The sequence below is a fragment of the Cellulomonas sp. plas2 genome (genome assembly GCF_057221735.1).
In genome coordinates this window covers 2,340,318-2,360,807 of the sequence record NZ_CM170155.1, presented here as the reverse complement: position 1 = coordinate 2,360,807, position 20,490 = coordinate 2,340,318, and the positions used below count along the sequence as shown (strand labels likewise).

At 77.2% G+C, this 20,490-nt stretch carries 18 protein-coding genes; 14 read left to right on the top strand and 4 right to left on the bottom strand.

The features are described 5' to 3' along the window. Window positions 1–30: 30 nt before the first annotated feature. A complete protein-coding gene (locus AC2TDM_RS10610; protein ID WP_090030531.1) occupies window positions 31–234 on the top strand; it encodes a cold-shock protein in 204 nt (67 codons plus the stop codon). Window positions 235–291: 57 nt separating this feature from the next. Here the strand turns inward: AC2TDM_RS10610 and AC2TDM_RS10605 are convergent, their stop codons facing one another. Next, entirely contained in the window at window positions 292–1,128 is an 837-nt protein-coding gene (locus AC2TDM_RS10605) for a spermidine synthase (protein ID WP_090030256.1), read from the bottom strand. Window positions 1,129–1,299: 171 nt separating this feature from the next. On the opposite strand from AC2TDM_RS10605, the gene AC2TDM_RS10600 reads away from it, so the two are divergent. Continuing rightward, window positions 1,300–1,851, top strand: coding sequence for an SAV_6107 family HEPN domain-containing protein (locus AC2TDM_RS10600; protein ID WP_484634581.1), 552 nt, complete (start codon window positions 1,300–1,302; stop codon window positions 1,849–1,851). Between the two features lie 200 nt (window positions 1,852–2,051). Further along, window positions 2,052–2,438, top strand: coding sequence for a DUF3040 domain-containing protein (locus AC2TDM_RS10595; RefSeq protein ID WP_484634580.1), 387 nt, complete (start codon window positions 2,052–2,054; stop codon window positions 2,436–2,438). Between the two features lie 283 nt (window positions 2,439–2,721). On the opposite strand, the gene AC2TDM_RS10590 is transcribed toward AC2TDM_RS10595, so the two are convergent. The 3 genes from AC2TDM_RS10590 to AC2TDM_RS10580 are packed head-to-tail and all read right to left on the bottom strand — an operon-like array spanning window position 2,722 to window position 7,327. Continuing rightward, the gene (locus AC2TDM_RS10590) at window positions 2,722–5,070 is read right to left on the bottom strand and encodes a transglutaminase TgpA family protein (protein ID WP_090030259.1); all 2,349 of its coding nucleotides are present in this window, start codon (window positions 5,068–5,070) and stop codon (window positions 2,722–2,724) included. After that, window positions 5,067–6,314 carry a DUF58 domain-containing protein gene (locus tag AC2TDM_RS10585; RefSeq protein WP_090030261.1) on the bottom strand — a complete coding sequence of 416 codons (1,248 nt, stop codon included), beginning with the start codon at window positions 6,312–6,314 and terminating at the stop codon, window positions 5,067–5,069. Before AC2TDM_RS10585 ends, AC2TDM_RS10590 begins: the two co-directional genes overlap by 4 nt. Next, the gene (locus tag AC2TDM_RS10580) at window positions 6,314–7,327 is read right to left on the bottom strand and encodes an AAA family ATPase (protein ID WP_090030263.1); all 1,014 of its coding nucleotides are present in this window, start codon (window positions 7,325–7,327) and stop codon (window positions 6,314–6,316) included. The genes AC2TDM_RS10585 and AC2TDM_RS10580 overlap by 1 nt, the downstream gene beginning before the upstream one ends. A 576-nt stretch (window positions 7,328–7,903) precedes the next feature. On the opposite strand from AC2TDM_RS10580, the gene mraZ reads away from it, so the two are divergent. The 11 genes from mraZ to murG all read left to right on the top strand — a co-directional run bounded on the left by mraZ (window position 7,904) and on the right by murG (window position 20,460). Further along, entirely contained in the window at window positions 7,904–8,341 is a 438-nt protein-coding gene (mraZ, locus tag AC2TDM_RS10575) for a division/cell wall cluster transcriptional repressor MraZ (protein ID WP_373308390.1), read from the top strand. 293 nt (window positions 8,342–8,634) lie between these two features. Next, a complete protein-coding gene (gene rsmH, locus AC2TDM_RS10570) occupies window positions 8,635–9,780 on the top strand; it encodes a 16S rRNA (cytosine(1402)-N(4))-methyltransferase RsmH (protein ID WP_484634579.1) in 1,146 nt (381 codons plus the stop codon). A gap of 158 nt (window positions 9,781–9,938) precedes the next feature. Further along, on the top strand, window positions 9,939–10,256 hold the full coding sequence (gene ftsL / locus AC2TDM_RS10565) for a cell division protein FtsL (RefSeq protein ID WP_239078636.1): 318 nt from the start codon (window positions 9,939–9,941) through the stop codon (window positions 10,254–10,256). Beyond that, a complete protein-coding gene (locus AC2TDM_RS10560) occupies window positions 10,253–12,256 on the top strand; it encodes a peptidoglycan D,D-transpeptidase FtsI family protein (RefSeq protein ID WP_484634578.1) in 2,004 nt (667 codons plus the stop codon). The genes ftsL and AC2TDM_RS10560 overlap by 4 nt, the downstream gene beginning before the upstream one ends. Next, entirely contained in the window at window positions 12,253–12,393 is a 141-nt protein-coding gene (locus tag AC2TDM_RS10555) for a hypothetical protein (protein WP_484634577.1), read from the top strand. Before AC2TDM_RS10560 ends, AC2TDM_RS10555 begins: the two co-directional genes overlap by 4 nt. Further along, a complete protein-coding gene (locus tag AC2TDM_RS10550) occupies window positions 12,390–13,979 on the top strand; it encodes a UDP-N-acetylmuramoyl-L-alanyl-D-glutamate--2,6-diaminopimelate ligase (RefSeq protein ID WP_090030269.1) in 1,590 nt (529 codons plus the stop codon). Before AC2TDM_RS10555 ends, AC2TDM_RS10550 begins: the two co-directional genes overlap by 4 nt. Continuing rightward, the gene (locus AC2TDM_RS10545; RefSeq protein WP_484634576.1) at window positions 13,976–15,415 is read left to right on the top strand and encodes a UDP-N-acetylmuramoyl-tripeptide--D-alanyl-D-alanine ligase; all 1,440 of its coding nucleotides are present in this window, start codon (window positions 13,976–13,978) and stop codon (window positions 15,413–15,415) included. The genes AC2TDM_RS10550 and AC2TDM_RS10545 overlap by 4 nt, the downstream gene beginning before the upstream one ends. Next, on the top strand, window positions 15,412–16,494 hold the full coding sequence (gene mraY, locus AC2TDM_RS10540; RefSeq protein WP_484634575.1) for a phospho-N-acetylmuramoyl-pentapeptide-transferase: 1,083 nt from the start codon (window positions 15,412–15,414) through the stop codon (window positions 16,492–16,494). The genes AC2TDM_RS10545 and mraY overlap by 4 nt, the downstream gene beginning before the upstream one ends. Next, entirely contained in the window at window positions 16,495–18,027 is a 1,533-nt protein-coding gene (gene murD, locus AC2TDM_RS10535; RefSeq protein WP_484634574.1) for a UDP-N-acetylmuramoyl-L-alanine--D-glutamate ligase, read from the top strand. Continuing rightward, complete coding sequence (gene ftsW / locus AC2TDM_RS10530; protein ID WP_090030277.1) at window positions 18,024–19,295, top strand: putative lipid II flippase FtsW; 1,272 nt, start codon at window positions 18,024–18,026, stop codon at window positions 19,293–19,295. The genes murD and ftsW overlap by 4 nt, the downstream gene beginning before the upstream one ends. Beyond that, complete coding sequence (murG, locus tag AC2TDM_RS10525; protein ID WP_484634573.1) at window positions 19,288–20,460, top strand: undecaprenyldiphospho-muramoylpentapeptide beta-N-acetylglucosaminyltransferase; 1,173 nt, start codon at window positions 19,288–19,290, stop codon at window positions 20,458–20,460. The genes ftsW and murG overlap by 8 nt, the downstream gene beginning before the upstream one ends. Window positions 20,461–20,490: the final 30 nt, after the last annotated feature.

The window sequence follows — 20,490 nt, the reverse complement described above, 5'->3', positions numbered from 1 at the left end:
CGTCACCGGCAGGACGAGAAGGACAGGGACATGGCACAGGGTGCTGTCAAGTGGTTCAACGCGGAGAAGGGCTACGGGTTCATCGCCCAGGACGGCGGCGGCGCTGACGTCTTCGTCCACTACTCCGCCATCGACTCGCAGGGCTACCGCAGCCTCGACGAGGGCCAGCGCGTCGAGTTCGAGATCACCCAGGGCCCGAAGGGCCCCCAGGCGGAGCAGGTCCGCCCGCTCTGACCTCGCGCTGAGCGCCCTCCGGCCGTGGCCGGGGGACCGATCGACGGGCCGCAGCCGCTATGGCTGCGGCCCGTCGTCGTCCAGCGGTGCGGCCGCGTCGACGTCCGGCGGTGCGGCCGCGTCCACGAGCGGCGGCGCGGTGCCGACGAAGGCGTCGAGGTCGGGCCCGACGAGCAGCCGGGCCGGCGCGGGCAGGCTGCGCACCGCGCGGGCGAGCACGGGGTCGTCGAGGAGCCCGTCGCGGTCCGTGCCCACGAGCACGACGTTGCCGTACCCCCGGCCGCGCAGGAGGCCGGGCTCGGCGACGACGGCCACGTGCGCGAACAGCCGGCGCAGCGTGGCCGCCTCCGACCGGGCGGCGGCCAGCGGCGGCCGATCGGCCGCGTTGGCGAGGTAGACGCCGCCGGGCCGCAGCACCCGCACCGCCTCGGCCGTGAAGCCGTGCGTCCGCACGTGCGGAGGGGTGGTGGCGCCGGCGAAGACGTCCCGCACCACCACGTCGGCCGAGGCCGTCGGCAGCGCCGCCAGCACGGCCCGCGCGTCACCGGCGCGGATCCGCAGGCGTGGGGCCCGTGGCAGCCCGAACCAGGCGCGGGCGAGGTCGGGCAGCGCCGTGTCCAGCTCCACCGCGAGCTGCCGGGAGCCCGGGTGCCGGGCGTCGAGGGCGCGGGCCAGCGCGCAGCCGCCGGCCCCCAGGTGGACGACGTCCACGGACGTGCCCCCGGGCGCCGCGGCGTCCACGACGAGGGCCATCTGCTGCATGTACTCGAAGTCGAGCCAGGCGGGGTCGTCGAGGTCGAGCGCCGAGCTGGGCACCTCGTTGACGAGGAGGGTGACCAGTCGCGGCCGGTCGGGGTCGCTGACGACGCGGACCGTCCCCGTCGGCACCGTCACGGGCCCGTCGGGCCACGGCGCGAGGGGGCGTGTCGGTGCCCCGTGGTTGGCTGATCGGCGTCCGGGACGGGACTGTCGGGGCACGTCGTGACGTTACACAGGGTGTGCGGCGCGGGGTCCGGGCGGGACGCCCGGGCACGTGCGGAGCGGCAGGGCTGGACGGGGCGGGACGTGCGGCGGCGCGTCGGGTGCCGGGGGTTCGACGAGGCGGAGGGTGAGCAGATAGTGGCGGCGGTGCGGGTGGCACGTCCGGTGCGGGCGACGAGCGGGACGGTGGCGGGGACCACGGGTGCGGCGGTGCCGCCGGCGCCCGTCGGGCACAAGGTGCTGACGCTGCTCGCGCGCGCGGACGGGGAGCTCGTCGCCGCGCGCCTGTCCGCCGAGGCCTGGGAGGTGTTCAGCCACGCCCATCTCGCCGCCCTGCGGGCCGCCGGCGCGGTGGTCGAGCACGTGGGTCCGCTCACGGGACGGCGTGCCGTGCGGACGGTGTGGGACCTCCTCGAGACGGCGGAGCCCGGCCTCGCGTCCTGGGCCCACTACTTCGCGGCCGCGGCGCCGCTGCGGGCGGCCGTCGACGCGGGCAGCTTCGGCGCCGTCCCGCCCGCCCGGGCGCAGGCGGCGCTGGAGGCCGCCGAGCGCTTCGTCGAGGCGGCACGCGACCGCGTCGAGCGGGGGTACGTGGTCGAGACCGGGACCGCGGTCACGGGGCTGCGGGTCTCGTGACGCGCTGCCGCCGGCCGTCGTCCGGTGCCGCCCGGGGTGCGCTCGTGGCGCGCTCCCGGCGTGTCCTCGGCGTGTCCTCGGACACCCGGACGGCAGCGCTGTGAGACTGAGAAGCACCCGGTCGCTCGACTACCGGTGCGCCCCACCGCGATCTATCCTGACCACGTCCGAACGACGGTGGCGCGCACACAGGAGTCGCCATGCCCCTCTCTGAGTACGAGCAGCGCGTGCTCGAGCAGATGGAGCGTCAGCTCACGACTGACGACCCGCGGCTCGCCAACACGCTCACCCAGCGATCCCGCCGGTCCGTGGGGCGGTGGGTCCTGGCCGGCGTGGGGACCGCCGTCGGCCTCCTCCTGCTCGTCCTCGGTGCGGCGGGCGACGGTCTCGTCCTCCTCGGCGTCGTCGGCTTCGTGCTGATGTTCGCGTCGGTGGCGTACGCGTTCGCCGAACCACGTCGGCGTGGGCAGGTGCCGACCGCGGCGCCCAACGCCGGACGCCCCGCCCCGGCCCGGTCGTCGAACCCCGGGTTCATGTCCCGCATGGAGCAGCGCTGGGACCGTCGCCGGGAGCCCGGCGACCGCTGACTCTGCGACGGTCTGACGTCCCGGCCGTCCCCCAGTCGACGAGAGCCCCGCACGCCTCGCCGTGCGGGGCTCTCGTCGTGCGGGGGAGGGTCGTGCGGAAGGCGCGTGGTGCGCGCTGACCAGAGGAGCCTGTCGCGCGCGCCCGGGTGACAGCCTGCTGCCGGAGCGGGCAGCCCCGCACCGAGCCGCGACCGATCGGTGCCCGGAGGCAGGTCGCAGCCCCCTCGACGACGTCGCCGGCGAGGCCCCGGACGATCCTCCGGGCGCTCGCCGCCCTGACCGGTCAGGTGCGGGCGGGGCGCGAGGTCCGGGCCGCGGCGGCCGACGCCCGGACCCCGGCGACGACGAGCGCCGCCTGCTCCCGGAGCCGGTCGGGGGGGACGCCGACCTGCTCCCCTGGGGCGTACCGGTGCCGCTCGACGGCGGCGGCGAGATCCCCGAGCGCCGCCGCGGCCGGCGCGTCCAGCGGGTCCCACCCGCGCTCGGCCAACGCGCCGCCCACTGCTCCGGGGGCCGCCCGCGGCGTCGTCGCCACCGGCACGCTCACCCCGGCACGGCGCAGGTCGTCGACGAGGGCGGCCCAGACGGCGTCGGGTGAGTCCATGACGGGGCGACGACGTCGGCCGACGAGCGCGACCGTCCCCGCGAGGAGTCCGAGGACGGCCAGGACGCCTGCCGGGAGCAGCCAGCCCTGCGCGCCGCCCGGACCCGCGCCCGGCCCGGCGGAGGCCGTCGCCGAGGCACCCGTCGAGGCGGACGCGGAGGCCGAGGGCTGCGTGCCCGGCGCCGCCGCCGACGGCTCCGCCTGGTCGGGCTGCGGCTCGGCGCCACCGCTGCTCGCGGGCGTCGTCCAGGAGGGCGCGCTGCCCGTCTGCACGGCGGGCGTCGGCTCGAAGCGCACCCAGCCGTAGCCCTCGAAATACAGCTCCGGCCACGTGTGCGCCTGCTGGCCCGTCACGCGCCGCGTGGACTCGCCCACCGCCTGCCCCGGCAGGAAGCCGACCCCCATGCGTGCCGGGATCCCGAGCGTGCGGGCCATGACGGTCATCGCGGTGGCGAACTGCACGCAGTAGCCGCGCCGCGACCGCAGGAAGTCCCAGACGGCGTCCTCGCTCGTCGCGTCCGACACCCGGGTGTCGTAGGTGAACTCCGCGGCCGAGCGGAAGAACGTCTGCAGGGCGGCGGCGCGGGCGTACGGCGTGCCCGCCTCCGCGGTGAGCTCGGCCGCGAGGGCCCGCACGTCCTCGAGGTGCTCGGTCTGCGGCAGCTGGAGGTAGTCCTCGGTGGCGTCCGGCGGCACGACGGCCTCCGCGCGGGCGAGGTCGTCGGGCGACAGCTCCGGGACGACCGCGACCATCCGGTAGCGCATGCCGTCCCGCGTCGGGCGGTCGTTGACGACCTCGTCGCGCGCGACGTCGTACTCCCAGCCGGCGGGGACGTCGAGCAGCCGGGGCGTCGTGGTGATGGGCAGGCGCCGCTCGTCGAGCAGGTTGACCGTCACCGCGACCTCGACCACGGCGCGCTGCGGCACGTCGCCGCCGCTGCTGCCGAACGGCTCGGCCGGCACCTCCTGCAGGGCCTGGGCATCCGTGCGCTCCCAGGAGCGCCCGTCGTACTCCGCGAGCGTGAAGGCCCGGAGCGGACCCACCGCCGCCGCCAGGTCCGGCGGGGCGGCGGTGCCGTCCTCGGCGCCCTCCGTGGCCGTGAGCGTGTAGCGCAGCACCTCCTGCTGCGAGCGGGCGCCCAGGCTCTCCCGGAGGTCGAGGTCGTCGCTCAGCGTGAGCGGACCCACCGGCTGCGTCCCGAGGTCGGGCACGTCCAGCCGCGCCCAGCCCGGCAGCGCCGAGAGCCCGCCCGCGGCCAGGGGTGTCGCCAGGGCGGCGAGCGCGACGACGACCAGCGCCGAGACCGCGGCGCCCTGGGCGCGCCGCCCGAGGTCCTGCCCGCGCGCGAGGCCCGCGCGGCGGTCCTCACGCCCGCGGTCCCACGCCAGGAGCAGGAGCCAGGGCATCCCCGCGGCCCACAGCGCGGAGCCCGGTGCCGGGACGGCCAGCACGACCGTGGGCACCCACAGCGTCACGAGGGGCAGCGCCGCCATGGCGGGCAGCCGCAGGGCCACGGCGAGGGTGTCGGCCAGCAGCAGGACCGCGGCGGCGCCCGCGACGACGAGCAGCTCCGTGCCGGGAACGCTCTCCAGCGGCACGACGCCGACCTGGATCGCCCTCGTGCCCTCGCGTGCCACCTCCCGTGCCGTGCCCGCCGCCCCGAGCGTGGGGGACCCCCCGTAGCGCACGACGAGGGTCACCAGGAGGACGGCGGCGCCGACCACGGTCGGCAGCCACCGTGCGCGGCGCCCCGCGGCCGCCCGCGTCGCGGCCACCGCGCCCGCCGCCAGCAGCAGGACCAGCCACGTGACGGTCCGCCAGGACCCGGGCAGCAGGAGGTGGCCCAGCGCCAGGACGGCACCCGCCGTCGCGAGGGCCACGAGCGCGGTGCCGACGGCGTCGACCCAGGCGCGCGGGGCCGGGGCGGGACGCCCGCGACCGCCGCCGGCCGGCGCGCCCCGTCCGGGGGCGGGGCCTCCGGCCGGGGCCGGCGACGGACGCGCCCCGGTGACGGTGGCCGCGCTCATGCGGGCACCCCGACGAGCAGCCGCTCCCAGACCCGGGCCGGGTGCTCGCCGACGGCGGCGAGCGCGACGTGCCAGCCGTGCCGGCCGAGCAGCTCGGCCACGTCGTGCGCCCGTTCGCGCGTCGTGTCGCTGCCCTCGTGGCGCACCACCGCGTACGCGTCGGCTCCGGCCCCGAGGGGCAGGAGGGGGTCGTCGGCGGGCACGGGCTCGGTCCCCACCACGGCGAGGAGGACCTCCCGCTCGCCGGAGGCGTGCCCCAGCGCCCGGGCCGCGCGCCGGACACCCGCGGCGGCCGCGGCCCCGGAGGCGGCCGGGACGAGCTCCACGGTGCTGTCGAGGACGGCGGCGCGTGCGTCCGCGCCGCCCGTCACGTGCACGAAGGTCTCCGCGGGGTCCCCGTCGGGGTCCGCGGGCACGAAGCGCACGGCGTGGCCCGCGTCGAGCAGCGCCAGCGCCATCGACGCGCCGAGGCCGAGCGTCCACTCCAGGGCGTCCGGGTCGGCGGGCGTGTCGACGAGGACCGTCGCCGGTCGGGTGCCGGCTCGCTCGTCGGTCCGCACGACGAGCTCGCCCAGCCGGGCGCTGCTGCGCCAGTGGACGCGACGCAGGTCGTCGCCCTCGCGGTACTCGCGCAGGGAGACGTCGTCGGGTGCCGGCGTGAGGGCCCCGAGCACGGTCTGCTCCGGAGCGCCGGGCAGGACCTCCCGCGGGGCGGGCAGCGCGACGGTGGCCGGCCAGACCCGCAGCAGGGTCTCCGTGCCGACCTCCCGGCGCACGCGCACGACGCCGAAGACGTCGCCGCGCGTGAGCGTGAGGGGGCCCAGGGCCCAGACGCCGCGCCGGGTGGGGCGCACCGTGTAGCTCAGGCCGGCGCCGCCCGGGACGCGCACGGCACGCACGCGCAGGGGCAGCCCGCCGGTGAGCTCGTCGTCGGCGGCCTCCTGGAGCCGGGCGCCGGCCAGCCGCCGGGCACCGTCCGCCGTCGCCGCGCGCAGGGCCGTGCGGACCTGCGCCGGGCGGCCCGCGGTCAGCGTGGGCGGCGAGGTGCTGCGCGTGACGCGGAGCCGGTGGCGGCCGCGGCCCGGGTCCCGCAGGCCCGTCACCACGACCGAGGCCGCCACGAGCAGCACCGCGACGGTGCCGAGCTGCACCACGTCGTCCGACCCGAGCAGCGCGCCGACCCACAGCAGCGCGAGGCCCGCGAGGGCCAGGACGGTGCCGCGGACGGTCGGCCGCAGCCGCATCAGGGGGCGGCCCGGCGCCCGCGGCCGGCCGACGCCAGGACCGGGGACGCCGCGGGCAGCGGGACCTGGTCGAGCACCGCACGCACCACGTCGGCCGTCGTCCGGCCGGAGGTGCGGGCCTGCGCCGAGGGCAGCAGCCGGTGGGCGAGGACGGGGACGGCGAGCTCCTGCACGTCGTCGGGCAGCACGTGGTCCCGGCCCCCGAGCGCGGCCAGCGCCTTCGCCGCGCGCAGCAGCTGCACGGACGCGCGGGGGGACGCGCCCAGCCGCAGCCCGTTGTCCGTCCGGGTCGCCGCGACGAGGTCGACGACGTACCGCTTGACGGCGGGGGAGGCGTGCAGCCGGCGGGCCACCGCGACGAGCCGCTCCACCTCCGCGGCCTCCGTCACGGGGGCGAGGTCGTCGAGCGGGTCCCCGTCCTCGTTGCGGTCGAGCAGCTCGACCTCGGTGGCGGCGTCGGGGTAGCCGACGGACAGGCGGGCCATGAACCGGTCGCGCTGCGCCTCGGGAAGGGGGTAGGTGCCCTCCATCTCGACCGGGTTCTGGGTGGCGACGACGAAGAACGGCCGCGGCAGGGGGTAGGTGGTGCCGTCGACGGTCGTCTGCGCCTCCTGCATGCACTCGAGCAGAGCGGCCTGCGTCTTGGGGGAGGCGCGGTTGATCTCGTCGCCGATGACGACGTGCGCGAACACGGGCCCGGGCCGGAACTCGAACTCCTGCGTCTGCGGGCGGTAGATGGTGACGCCCGTGAGGTCGCTCGGCAGGAGGTCCGGGGTGAACTGCACGCGACCGACCGTGCAGTCGATGGACCGCGCCAGCGCCTTCGCGAGGGTCGTCTTGCCCAGGCCGGGGACGTCCTCCAGCAGGAGGTGCCCGCCGGCCAGCAGCACCGCCAGGCTCGTCCGCACGAGGTCCGGCCGTCCCACGACGACGGAGCTCATCGCCGCGGACAGGCGCGCGCCCACGGCAGCCAGGTGGTCGATCTCGGCGGGCGCGGGCGGGACGGACATCATGTGCGGCTCCTCGGCGTGGTGGCGACGAGCCTAGACGCGCCGCCGACCCCTCGCGCACCGATCCGGGGACCCTCAGGAGGACCACCCGACCGCGCGAACGAGCGGCGCCCGCGGGGCCGCCCGGACCGCTCCGCGGGCGCTGGTGGTTGCGGGGCCGGGGCCCGCCGCGCCCCTCCCTCTCCCTCCACCGACATCGCGGCGCGGGGCCCGCCGGCTCCCTCCCTCTCCCTCCACCGGCGTCCCGGTCGGGGGCGCCGGCGCCCTCCACGTCCCTCCACCGCGCACTGGGGCGGGCCGCACGAGGCGGGCCGCGCAGTGCCGGTCGCGCGCTGTGGCGTCGTCGGACACCGTCGGCGGCGCCGTCGTCCGCTGATGACACGTCGTGTCGCTCCACTCCGCACCACCGCTCTGTCCTGCGACGACGCACCCTGCACGAGAACGGTCGGGGAAGGCAGGGGTGTGCGGTGGATGGATGTGGAGTACGGTGGGGCGCACGGGAGCGGTGTGGGGTCGCCGGCGGTCCGGAGGGGGAGGCGGGGTGTGGACGATGCGTCGAGCGGCGTGCTCAGCGGCGTCGTGCCCTTCCTCGGCACGTACACCCCACGGCTCGACGACAAGGGCCGGCTCATCCTCCCGGCGAAGTTCCGGGCCCGGCTCGCGGCGGGGCTCGTCATGACGCGGGGGCAGGAGCGCTGCCTGTACCTGCTGCCGCCGGCCGAGTTCCACCGCATCCACGACGCGCTGAGCCGCAACCCGTTGCTCAACCGCTCGAGCCGGGACTACCTGCGGGTGTTCCTCTCCGGGGCCAGCGACGAGCTGCCCGACAAGCAGGGCCGCCTCTCGATCCCGCCGGTGCTGCGCCGCTACGCCGGGCTGGACCGGGAGGTCGCCGTCATCGGCACGGGCAACCGCGTCGAGATCTGGGACCTCCCCTCGTGGGAGGCCTACCTGGCCGAGAAGGAGGCGGGCTACGCCGAGGCGGTCGAGGAGGGCTTCCCGGGCGAGGTGCCCTGACCCGCACGACCAGCACGACCGCTACGACCAGCACCACCCGCACGACCGGCGACGCCGTCGTCCGACGAGACCTCCCCCCGATCCCGCTGCCGCACTTCCCCGGCGGCAGGGGGTTCGGAGGGGGATCTGGCCGGACGGTGGAGGGCCGTCCGGCCTGCCACCCCGGCAGGCCCACCCGCACGACGGGCGCGACCGAGCACGACGCACGACGAGCTCGACACATCGCCATGACGCACGACCCCGTACCGAGCACCACCCGCCCCACGACCGCGAGCGACCGGCCAGGAGGACCGATGACCGAGCCCGTGGACGACGCCGCGGCGCGGCACGTCCCGGTGCTGCTCGACCGGTGCGTGGAGCTGCTCGCCCCCGCGCTGGCCGCGTCGGGCGCGGTCCTCGTCGACGCGACGCTCGGGATGGGCGGCCACACGGAGGGCGTGCTGCGGGCGCTGCCGCACGTGCGCGTCGTCGGCCTCGACCGCGACCCGCAGGCGCTCGCGCTCGCGGGCCGGCGGCTCGCGCCGTTCGGCGACCGGTTCGTCGGCGTCCACGCGGTGTACGACGAGATGCGCGCGGTCCTCGACGACCTCGGCCTGCCGGCCGTCGACGGCGTGCTCATGGACCTCGGCGTGTCCTCGCTGCAGCTCGACGAGGTCGACCGCGGCTTCTCCTACGCCCGAGACGCCCCGCTCGACATGCGGATGGACCCCACGACGGGCCCGACCGCCGCCGACGTGCTCAACACCTACGACGAGCGCGAGCTCGTGCGCGTGCTGCGCGACTGGGGCGAGGAGCGCTTCGCGCCGCGGATCGCTCGGTCGGTCGTCGCCGCGCGGGCGCGCCGGCCGCTGGAGCGCACGGAGGAGCTGGTGGAGATCGTCCGGGCCGCCATCCCGGCCGCGGCGCGCGCGACGGGCGGCCACCCGGCCAAGCGGACCTTCCAGGCGCTGCGCATCGAGGTGAACGGCGAGCTCGAGGTGCTCGGACGGGCCGTCCCGGCCGCCGTGGACGTCCTGGCGGTCGGCGGCCGCATCGTCGTGGAGGCGTATCAGTCCCTCGAGGACCGCATCGTCAAGCGCGCGCTGGCCGCCGGCGCCACGTCGTCGGCCCCACCGGGCATGCCGGTCGAGACCGCCGACGACGCGCCCTACCTGCGCCTGCTCACCCGCGGCGCGGAGGAGGCCGACGAGGCCGAGCTCGCCCGCAACCCGCGCGCGCAGTCCGTGCGGCTGCGCGCGGCGGAGCGGACGCGCCCGACGCCCGCGCACCGGCGCCCCGCCGCGGCGGGCGACGCGGCGCCCCGCGGGTCGCGCCCGGCGCGTCGCGGGGGACCGGGCCGCCCGGCCCGCCTGCGGAGCCCCGCCGACACACCCACGTCCACCCCCGGACCCGTCCGACCGGCACCGTCCCCCCAGCAGCGATCGAGGAGCGTGGCATGAGCGCGAGCGCCGCCCGGGCCGTCGGCCCCGACCGTCACCGCACGGCCCCCGTGCCGTCAGCCGCACCGTCATCCGCAGCCTCAGCCGCACCCGGGGCAGCCCCGTCCCCCCGTCGCGCGGGCGCGCCGTCGACCGCGCCCGCGCCGCGGCTGCGCCTGGTGCGCGCCCCGCTGCAGGCCCGCACGCGGGTCCCCTTCGTGCTGCTCTGCATGGCCGTGCTGGGCGCCGCCCTGCTGACCGCGCTGCTGCTCAACACCACCATGGCCGGCGGCGCGTACGCGAAGTACGAGCTCTCCAGCACGCTCGGCCAGCTCGAGCAGGACCGCAAGGACCTGCAGGCCGAGCTCGACGAGCGCTCGGCGCCGGGCTCGCTCGCACGGGCGGCGACGGCGCTCGGCATGGTCCCCGCCGACGGCACGGGGTGGATCCGCCTGTCCGACGGCACCGTCCAGGGCCGGCCGGGGGCAGCGGGATGACGACGACGACGCCGCGTCCGGCTCGGCGCGCCCCGGGGGCGACCGCCACCCCTGGCGGCGCCGCCCGCGCCACCACCACCAGCGCCACCACGACCAGCGCCACCGCCACCAGGGGCGCCACGACGTCCACGGCCGTCCGGCCCGGCGTCGTCGGCACCAACCGCCGTCCGGCGTCCGGCGCCGGCAACGCCCGTCCCGCCCGCGCCGGCGCCGGCGGAGGAGGTGGCGGCGCGGGCGGGCGCGGCGGCCGCCGTCCCGGCGCGCTGGGCCCGGTCGCCGCCGACGCCCGGGGACGCACCGCGTTCCTCACGGTCCTCGTCCTGGCGCTCCTGGCCGTCTTCGCGGGCCGCCTCGTGTGGGTGCAGGTCGTCGTCGGGCCGGCGCGTGCGGAGGAGGCGCTGGCCTCGCGGCTGACGACGCGGACCGAGGTGCTCGGCACCCGCGGCCAGATCACCGACGCGGACGGCGTCGCGCTGGCGACCTCCGTCGAGCGCTACGTCGTGTGGGTCAACCAGCACCAGGTCGCCGAGTTCCGCGGCTCCGACGAGGCGCCCGAGGGCGCGGCGGGCGTGGCGCAGCTCCTCGCGCCGCTGCTCGACGCCGACGTGGCCGAGCTCGGCGGGCGGCTCGTCGGCGAGGCGGGCTACAAGGTGCTGCAGAAGGACGTGCTGCCCGAGATCGCCCGCGAGATCCGGTCCCTGGGGCTGCCGGGCATCGGCGTCGACATGGTGCCCGACCGCGTGTACCCCAACGGCACGCTGGCCGGGAACGTCGTGGGCTTCGTCAACTCGTCCGACCAGGGCGTGGCGGGCCTCGAGGCGGCGCTCGACCGCACGCTCACGGGCGAGGCGGGCTGGGAGCAGTACGAGCGCGGCCGCATGGGGCAGGCCATCCCGGGCGGCTACAGCGAGGGCGACCCGGCGCGCGACGGGCTGTCGGTGCGCACGACGATCGTCTCCGACATCCAGTGGAAGGCCCAGGCGGCCCTCGACGCGCAGGTGGCCGCGACGGGTTCCGACAGCGGCACGGTCGTCGTCATGGACCCGCGGACCGGCGCGGTCCTGGCGCTCGCCGACTCGGGCAGCATCGACCCGAACAGCCCCGGCGGCAGCACGGGGTCGCTGACCCCGTCGGTCTCGGACGTCTTCGAGCCCGGGTCGACCGGCAAGGTCGTCACGATGGCCGCCGCGCTCGAGCAGGGCATCACGACGCCGACGGACCAGTACGAGGTCCCGTACACGTACACGACGGAGAACGGGCAGACCTTCAAGGACTCCCACGAGCACGAGCTGCAGCGACTGACGACGACGGGCGTGCTCGCGGAGTCGTCGAACACCGGGACCGTCATGATCGGCCAGCGGCTGAGCGAGCCGACGCGCGAGGAGTACCTGCGCCGCTTCGGCTTCGGCGCCCGCACGGGGATCGAGCTGCCGGGGGAGTCGGCCGGGCGGCTGCTGCCCGCCGAGGAGTGGGACGGCCGCTCCCAGTACGCGGTCCTGTTCGGCCAGGCGCTCTCCGTCACGGCGGTGCAGGCGACGAGCGTCTTCGCGACGATCGCCAACGACGGCGTCCGGGTGGCGCCGCACCTCGTCGCCGGCACGACGGACGAGGACGGGACCTTCACGCCGGCCGCCCCCGCGGCCTCCACGCAGGTCGTCTCCGCGGAGACGGCCGGGACCGTGCTCAGCATGCTCGAGAGCGTCGTCGACGACGGCACGGGTGGCAGCGCGGCCATCGAGGGCTACCGCGTCGCCGGCAAGACCGGCACCGCCCAGAACTGGGTCGACGGCGTGCAGGGCATCACGGCCTCCTTCATCGGCGTGGCGCCCGTCGACGACCCGCGGCTCGTCGTGAGCGTCATCCTGCACAACCCGCGCACGTCCGAGTGGGGTGGCACGGTGGCGGCGCCGGTGTTCCAGGACGTCACGCGGTACGCCCTCGGGGAGCTCGGCGTCGCGCCCTCCGGCACGGCCCCGACGCTGTACCCGACGACGTGGTGAGCAGCGTGGTGAGCGACGTGGTGAGCGACGTGGTGCGCGACGTGGTGGACGCCACGTCGACGGCCGCGGCCGCGGCCGGGTCCCCGGGCACGGCGGACCGGGCCGGCCGCCGGGCGCGGGGTAGCCTCGCCCCATGACGTCCCCCCAGGGTCGGCTGCGCCCGCACGCCCCGACGGCCCGCCGGGTGACCGACCTCGCCGCCGCCCACGGCCTCGCCGCGGCGGGAGCCCCGGCGGCGGACGTGCAGGTCAGCGGCGTGACGGTCGCCTCCGGCGACGTGGCTCCCGGCGACCTCTTCGTCGCCGTCCGCGGCCTGACCGTGCACGCGGCCCGCTTCGCCGCCCAGGCCCTCGACCTCGGTGCGGCCGCCGTCCTCACCGACGACGAGGGCCTGTCCCACCTGGCCGACGCCGGGCTGGCGGACCGGGTGCCCGTGCTGCTCGCGGCGGACCCGCGCGCGCTGGCCGGGCCCGTGGCCGCCTGGCTGCACGGGCACCCGGCGGACCGGCTCGTGACCGTCGGCGTCACGGGCACGAACGGCAAGACGACGACGAGCTACTTCGTCGACGCGGCCCTGCGGGCCGTCCACCCGGTGACCGCCGTGCTCGGCACGGTGGAGCTGCGGATCGGCGAGGAGTCCATCGAGAGCCCGCGCACGACGGTCGAGGCGCCGGTGCTGCAGGCGATCTGCGCGCTGGCGCTCGAGCGCGGCGCGGGCGCCCTCACCACGGAGGTGTCGTCGCACGCGCTGGCCCTGGGCCGCGTCGAGGGGTTCGTCGCCGACGTGGCGGCCTTCACCAACCTCCAGCGCGACCACCTCGACTTCCACGGCGACATGGAGGGCTACTTCGCCGCCAAGGCGGCCCTGTTCACCCCGGCGCACGCGCGCCGCGCGGTGGTCGTCGTCGACGACGACTGGGGCCGGCGGCTGGCGACGGAGGCGACCGTGCCGGTCGAGACCGTCGCCACGCACGTCGGGGCGCCGGGGGCCGACGAGGCCGACTGGGCCGTGGTCGCGGCCGACGTCGGGCTGGACGGCGTCGGCTCACGGTTCACCCTGCGGGGCCCGGACGGGACGACGCACGAGGCGGCCAGCCCGCTGCCGGGGCTCGTGAACGTCTCCAACGCGGCCCTCGCCGTCGTCGTCGCGCACGCCGCCGGGGTGCCGCTGGGCACCGCGATCGCCGCCGTCGGCGCCGCGCACGCCGTGCCCGGACGGATGGAGCGCGTCGTCGAGCGCGGCGACGGGCTGCCGCTGTGCCTCGTCGACTACGCCCACACCCCGGACGCGCTGGTGCTGGCGCTGGAGGCCGTGCGGCCGATCACGCCGGGGCGGCTCGTGCTCGTCCTCGGCTCCGACGGCGACCGCGACCGGGGCAAGCGGCCGATCATGGGGGAGATCGCCGCCCGCCTGGCCGACGTCGTCGTCGTCACGGACGAGAACCCGCGCTCGGAGGACCCCGCGTCCATCCGGGCCGCCATCCTCGAGGGCGTGCGGTCCGTGCGCCCCGACCTGCACGACGTGGTCGAGGCCACCGACCGCCGCCAGGGCCTGCTCGACGCCGTCGCCGCGGCGCACGAGCCCGACACCGTCATCGTGACGGGCAAGGGCCACGAACCGACCCAGGAGATCGCCGGGGTGTTCCACCGCTACAACGACCGTGACGTGTACCTGGAGGCGCAGCGCCGCCACCGGGCCGGGACCGCGGGGCTGCCCGCGTGATCGCGCTGACCGCGGCCGAGCTGGCCGACGCGACGGGCGGGCGGCTGACCGGGCCGGTCGACCCCGCGACCGTCGTGAGCGGGCCGGTGGTGAGCGACTCGCGCGAGGTGGACCCCGGGGCGCTGTTCGTCGCCATCGCCGGGGAGCACGCGGACGGGCACGACCACGCGGCGTCCGCCGTCGCGGCGGGAGCGGTCCTCGTGCTGGCCGCGCGGGAGCTGGCGGGGCCCGACGGGTCGCCCCTGCCGGCCGTCGTGGTCGACGACCCCGTCGCGGCCCTCGGCGAGCTCGCCCGTGACGTCCTCGGCCGGCTCCGCGAGGCCTCGGTCGAGCCGGGCGGCGCGGGGCTGCGGGTCATCGGGGTGACCGGCTCGGTCGGCAAGACGACGACGAAGGACCTGCTGGCGCAGCTGTGCTCCGCCGCGGGCCCGACCGTCGCGCCGGTGCGGTCGTTCAACAACGAGATCGGGCTGCCGCTGACGGTGCTGCGGGCCGACGAGCGGACGCGGTTCCTCGTCCTCGAGATGGGCGCGAGCGGCCCCGGGCACCTGACGTACCTCACGCGGATCGCGCCGCCGGACGTGTCCGTCGTGCTCGTCGTCGGGCAGGCGCATCTCGGCGGCTTCGGCGGCATCGAGGCCGTGGCGCGCGCGAAGGCGGAGATCGTCGACGGGCTGGCGCCCGGCGGGGTGGCCGTGCTCAACGTCGACGACCTGCGCGTGCAGGCGATGGCCGAGCGCGCGCCGGGCGACGTCGTGTGGTTCGGCAGCGCCCCCACCGCCGACGTGCGGGCCGTCGACGTGCAGCTCGACCGTGCGGGGCGCCCCTCGTTCACGCTCACCGCCCGCGGCGGCTCGGCCCCCGTGCGGCTGCGCCTCGTCGGGGAGCACCACGTGCACAACGCGCTGGCGGCGGCCGCCGCGGGGCTGGCCGTCGGGCTGGACCTCGACGAGGTCGCGACCGGCCTGTCGCTCGCGGACGCGCTGTCGCCGCACCGCATGCACGTCGTCGAGCGCCCCGACGGCGTAACCGTCGTCGACGACTCCTACAACGCCAACCCCGACTCCATGCGCGCCGCGCTCAAGGCCCTGGCGGTCCTCGCCGGCCGCGACCGGCGCTCGGTGGCCGTGCTGGGGGAGATGCGCGAGCTCGGCGACGAGGCGGGCGAGGCGCACGACCTCATCGGGCGTCTCGCGGTCCGGCTCAACGTCAAGCTCCTCGTCGTCGTGGGGGAGGGCGCGCACCGCATCGCCGACGGCGCCCAGCACGAGGGCTCGTGGGGGGAGGAGGTGGCGGTGGTCGACGACGTCGACGCCGCCGCCGCGTTCCTCGACGCGGAGCTGCGGCCGGGTGACGTCGTGCTCGTGAAGTCCTCCTACGGCGCCGGCCTGTGGCGGCTCGGGGACCACCTGACCCAGGGGGTGCAGACCGCGTGAAGGCCGTCCTCATCGCCGGGGCGGTCTCCATGGTGGTGGCGCTGCTCGGCACGCCGCTCTTCATCCGCCTCCTCGTCAAGAAGCAGTACGGCCAGTTCATCCGCCAGGACGGGCCGACCGGCCACTTCACCAAGCGCGGGACCCCGACGATGGGCGGCGTCGTCATCATCGGCGCCACCCTTGTCGGGTGGCTCGCGGCGGTGCTGAGCACCGGGCGGGCACCGACCGTGTCGGCGCTGCTCCTGCTGTACCTCATGACGGGCCTCGGGCTCGTCGGGTTCCTCGACGACTACATCAAGATCTCCCGGCAGCGCAGCCTCGGCCTGCGCGCGGTGTGGAAGATCGTCGGGCAGGGGTTCGTCGGGATCTCCTTCGCGGTGCTGGCCCTGCGGTTCCCCAACGCCGAGGGCCTGACGCCCGGCTCCACCGAGATCTCGTTCCTGCGCGACACGGACCTGGACCTCGCCTTCGCCGGGGCGACGCTCGGGCTCGTGCTCTTCGTCGTGTGGGCCAACTTCCTCATCACGGCGTGGTCCAACGCCGTCAACCTCACCGACGGGCTCGACGGGCTCGCGACGGGGGCGTCGCTCATCGTCTTCGGCGCGTACGTCATCGTGTGCATCTGGCAGTTCAACCAGACGTGCCAGACCCTGGCGCCCGGCCCCCGCTGCTACGACGCCCGTGACCCGCTGGCCCTGGCCGCCGTGGCCGCGGCGATCACCGGCGCGTGCTTCGGCTTCCTGTGGTGGAACGCCAGCCCGGCACGGATCTTCATGGGCGACACGGGGTCCCTGGCGCTCGGCGGGGCGCTGGCGGGCATCTCGATCCTGTCGCGCACCGAGATCCTCGCCGCGATCCTCGGCGGGCTCTTCGTCCTCGTCGTCCTGTCCGACGTCATCCAGATCGGGTTCTTCAAGATGACGGGCCGGCGGGTGTTCAAGATGGCCCCGCTGCACCACCACTTCGAGCTGTCGGGGTGGGGCGAGGTCACGATCGTCATCCGGTTCTGGATCATCGCGGGGCTCTTCGTCGCCGCCGGTGTCGCCGTGTTCTACGGCGAGTGGGTGGTGAGCTCCTAGATGACGACCGCACCCGTCCCCGGTCTGGCCGAGGGCGCCCGGGTCGTCGTCGCCGGTCTCGGCGTCTCCGGCGCGGCCGCCGCGCGCGCCCTGCGCGGGCGCGGCCACCACGTCGTCACCGTCGACGCCCGCGCCCCGGGGGCCGACGCCGCCGACGAGGCGGCCTTCGTCGCCGCGGGCGGGCTCGACGGCGCCGCGCTGCTGCTCGTCTCGCCGGGCTGGCCGCCGCGCTCGCCGCTGCCGGTCGCGGCCGCCGCCGCCGGCGTCCCGGTCTGGAGCGAGGTGGAGCTGGCCTGGCGGCTGCGCGTCGACCGCGCCGCCGACGGCGGGCCCGCGCCCTGGCTCGCGGTCACCGGCACCAACGGCAAGACGACGACGGTCGGCATGCTGGAGTCGGTGCTGCGGGCGGGCGGCCGTCGCGTGGCGGCGGTCGGCAACGTCGGCACGCCGGTCGTCGAGGCCGTGACCGACCCCGACCTCGACGTGCTGGCCGTCGAGCTGTCGAGCTTCCAGCTGCACAGCACGCACAGCACCTCGCCGCAGGCCGCGGCCGTGCTCAACGTGGCCGCCGACCACCTCGACTGGCACGGCGGCATGGACGCCTACGCGGCCGACAAGGGCCGGGTCTACGCCCGGACCCAGGTCGCCTGCGTCTACAACGTCGACGACCCGCGCACGGAGGCCCTCGTCCGGGAGGCCGAGGTCGTGGAGGGCGCGCTGGCGGTCGGCTTCACGCTCGCGGCGCCCACCGTCGGGCAGGTGGGGCTCGTCGAGGGCATCCTCGTCGACCGCGGGTTCACCCCCCTGCGGCACCGGCACGGCGCGGCCGAGCTCGGCACCGTCGACGACCTGCGCCACCTGGCCGGCCCCGACGGGCTCGTGCCGCCGCACGTCGTGCAGAACGCGCTCGCCGCCGCGGCCCTCGCGCTGGCGCACGGCGTGGAGCCCGTCGCGGTGCGGGACGGCCTGCGCGCGTACGCGCCGGGCGCCCACCGCATCGAGACGGTCGCGCGCGGCGAGGGGATCGCGTGGGTCGACGACTCCAAGGCCACCAACGCGCACGCGGCGTCGGCGTCCCTCGCGGCCTTCGAGCCGGGCAGCGTCGTATGGGTCGCCGGCGGCCTGGCCAAGGGCGCGACGTTCGACGAGCTCGTCCGCGCCCGTGCCGACCGCGTGCACGCCGCCGTGCTCATCGGCGTGGACCGCGCCCCGCTGCGGGACGCGTTGGCCCGACACGCGCCGCAGGTGCCCGTCGTCGAGATCGACGCCGGTGACACTGGGGATGTGATGACCCGAGCCGTGTCCGTGGCGCGGCGGCTGGCCCTGCCGGCCGTCGGGGCGCACGACCCCGTGACCGTCCTGCTGGCCCCCGCGTGCGCGTCGATGGACCAGTTCCGCTCCTACGCCGAGCGGGGCGAGGCCTTCGCGCGCGCCGCGCGGGCCCTCGTCGACGGGCACGTCGACGGGCACGGCGACGGGCACGGCGACGGCCCCGACGGCGTGCCCACGAGCAGCCCGACCGGATCCCGGTGAGCGCCCCGACCGACGCCCGGCCGCAGCGCGGCGCGACCGCGCTGCCCCCCGGGTCGGGTGCCCCCGCGCTCGTGCGGGCCCGCGGGCTGATCGGGCACTGGAACAGCCCCGTCGCCTCGTCCTACCTCCTGGCCGGGGCCGCCGGGCTGCTGCTCGTCATCGGCCTCGTCATGGTGCTGTCGAGCTCGAGCGTCGAGTCGGTGGACGCGGGGCGGTCGCCCTACGCCGGGTTCCTCTCCCAGCTGCAGTACGCGCTGCTCGGCCTGCCGGTGCTGGTGCTCCTGTCCCGTGCGCCCGTGCGGCTGCTGCGCCGCCTGGCCTGGCCGGCGCTCGCCGGCGCGGTCGTCTTCCAGCTCCTCGTCTTCGTCCCCGGGCTGGGCTGCGGGGCCGGCGGCAACCTCAACTGGGTGTGCGTCGGCGGCTTCTCGGCGCAGCCGTCGGAGGCCATCAAGCTCGCGCTCGCGCTGTGGCTCGGCGCGGTGCTCGCCCGCAAGCAGCACCTGCTGGGGGACTGGCGGCACGCCGCCGTGCCGGTGGTGCCCGTCGTCGCCGTCGCGGTCGGGGTCGTGCTCGTCGGGCACGACCTGGGCACGGCGCTCGTCATGCTGCTGCTGGTCGCAGGGGCGCTCTTCGTCGCCGGGCTGCCGCTGCGGTTCTTCGCGGTCGCGGGGCTGGCCGGCGCCGGGCTCGCCGCGGCCCTGGCGCTGACGTCGGCCAACCGCGTCGAGCGGATCACGAGCTGGCTCTCGGACACCTGCGACACCTCGGGCGCCTGCTACCAGACGCTGCACGGCGGCTACGGGCTCGCGACGGGCGGGCTGCTCGGGGTGGGCCTCGGCAGCAGCCGGGAGAAGTGGTCCTACCTGCCCGAGGCGCACAACGACTTCATCTTCGCGATCCTCGGCGAGGAGCTCGGGCTCGTCGGGACGGTGCTCGTCCTCGTGCTCATCGGCCTGATGGCGGTCGCCATGCTGCGCGTCGTGCGGCGGCACCCCGACCCGTTCGCCCAGGTGGTGACGGGCGCGGTCATGGCCTGGATCGTCGGGCAGGCCCTGGTCAACATCGCGGTGGTCGTCGGACTGGCGCCGGTCATCGGCGTGCCGCTGCCGCTCGTGTCGGCGGGCGGCTCCGCCCTCATCATGACGATGGCGGCGATCGGGGTCGTGCTGGCCTTCGCGCGGACCGAGCCCGGGGCCGCCGAGGCCCTGGCAGCCCGTCCCTCCGTCGTGCGCCGCAGCCTCGCGGTCGTGGGCCGGGTCCGTGGCTGAGGCCCCCGCGGCGGCACGCGCACGGTCCGTCCTCCTGGCGGGCGGCGGGACCGCCGGCCACGTCAACCCGCTCCTGGCGGTCGCCGAGGAGCTGCGCCGCCGCGACCCGGGCGTGGTGCTGACGGTCCTCGGCACGACGGCGGGCCTCGAGGCGCGGCTCGTGCCGGCGCACGGGCTGCCGCTCGTCCCCGTGCCGCGCGTGCCGCTGCCGCGCCGGCCCTCCGTCGACCTGCTGCGCCTGCCCGCGCGGCTGGTCGCGGCGGTGCGCGCGGCGGAGGACGCCGCCCGCGGGAGCCGCGCCGAGGTCGTCGTCGGCTTCGGCGGGTACGTCGCGACGCCGGCCTACCTCGCCGCCCGGCGCCTGCGCCTGCCCGTCGTCGTGCACGAGCAGAACGCCCGGCCCGGCCTGGCCAACCGCGTGGGCGCCCGGGGCGCCGCCGCGGTCGCCACGACCTTCCCCGGCACGGCGCTGCCGGGGGCGGTCGTCACGGGGCTCCCGCTGCGGACGGCGGTCGCGCGGCTCCTGGCGGACCGGTCCGCCGACGCGGCGGGCACGCGCGCCCGCGCCGCCGCGGCGCTGGGGCTCGACCCGGCCCGCCCCACCCTGCTCGTCACCGGCGGGTCCCTCGGCGCGCAGAGCGTGAACGCCGCTGTCGCCGGGGCCGCCGCCGATCTCCTGGCGACCGGTGCGCAGGTGGTGCACCTCACCGGGGCCGGCAAGTCCGCGCCCGTCCTGGCGGCGGTGTCCGGCCTGCCCGGGTCGGAGCGGTACGTCGTGCGCGAGTACCTCGACGCGATGGAGCTCGCGCTCGCCTGCGCGGATCTCGTGCTCGGGCGCGCCGGCGCCGGGACCGTCTGCGAGCTGGCCGCCCTCGGGATCCCGGCGGTCTACGTGCCGCTGCCCGTCGGCAACGGCGAGCAGCGCCTCAACGCGGCCCCGGTGGTCGCGGCCGGGGGCGGCCTGCTCGTGCCCGACGAGAGCCTCGACGCGGCATGGCTGCGCGCGCACCTGCTGCCCCTGCTCGACGGGCCCGACGCCGTCGCGGCGCGCACCCGCATGGGCGCCGCGGCGGTCGGCGTGGGCGTCCCGGACGCCGCCGCGCGCGTGGCGGACCTCGTCGAGCGGCACCTGCCGCCCGTCCGGGCCGCCGGGGGCTGGTCGTGAGCGGGGTCGGCGGGGCGCCCGTCGACCTGC

Excerpts from the sequence above, each read along its gene's own strand:
- AC2TDM_RS10610 (WP_090030531.1), top strand. The coding sequence starts at position 31 with ATGGCACAGGGTGCTGTCAAGTGGTTCAACGCGGAGAAGGGCTACGGG.
- AC2TDM_RS10595 (WP_484634580.1), top strand. The coding sequence starts at position 2,052 with ATGCCCCTCTCTGAGTACGAGCAGCGCGTGCTCGAGCAGATGGAGCGT.
- AC2TDM_RS10590 (WP_090030259.1), bottom strand. The coding sequence starts at position 5,070 with ATGAGCGCGGCCACCGTCACCGGGGCGCGTCCGTCGCCGGCCCCGGCC.
- AC2TDM_RS10585 (WP_090030261.1), bottom strand. The coding sequence starts at position 6,314 with ATGCGGCTGCGGCCGACCGTCCGCGGCACCGTCCTGGCCCTCGCGGGC.
- AC2TDM_RS10580 (WP_090030263.1), bottom strand. The coding sequence starts at position 7,327 with ATGATGTCCGTCCCGCCCGCGCCCGCCGAGATCGACCACCTGGCTGCC.
- rsmH (WP_484634579.1), top strand. The coding sequence starts at position 8,635 with ATGACCGAGCCCGTGGACGACGCCGCGGCGCGGCACGTCCCGGTGCTG.
- AC2TDM_RS10560 (WP_484634578.1), top strand. The coding sequence starts at position 10,253 with ATGACGACGACGACGCCGCGTCCGGCTCGGCGCGCCCCGGGGGCGACC.
- AC2TDM_RS10550 (WP_090030269.1), top strand. The coding sequence starts at position 12,390 with ATGACGTCCCCCCAGGGTCGGCTGCGCCCGCACGCCCCGACGGCCCGC.
- murD (WP_484634574.1), top strand. The coding sequence starts at position 16,495 with ATGACGACCGCACCCGTCCCCGGTCTGGCCGAGGGCGCCCGGGTCGTC.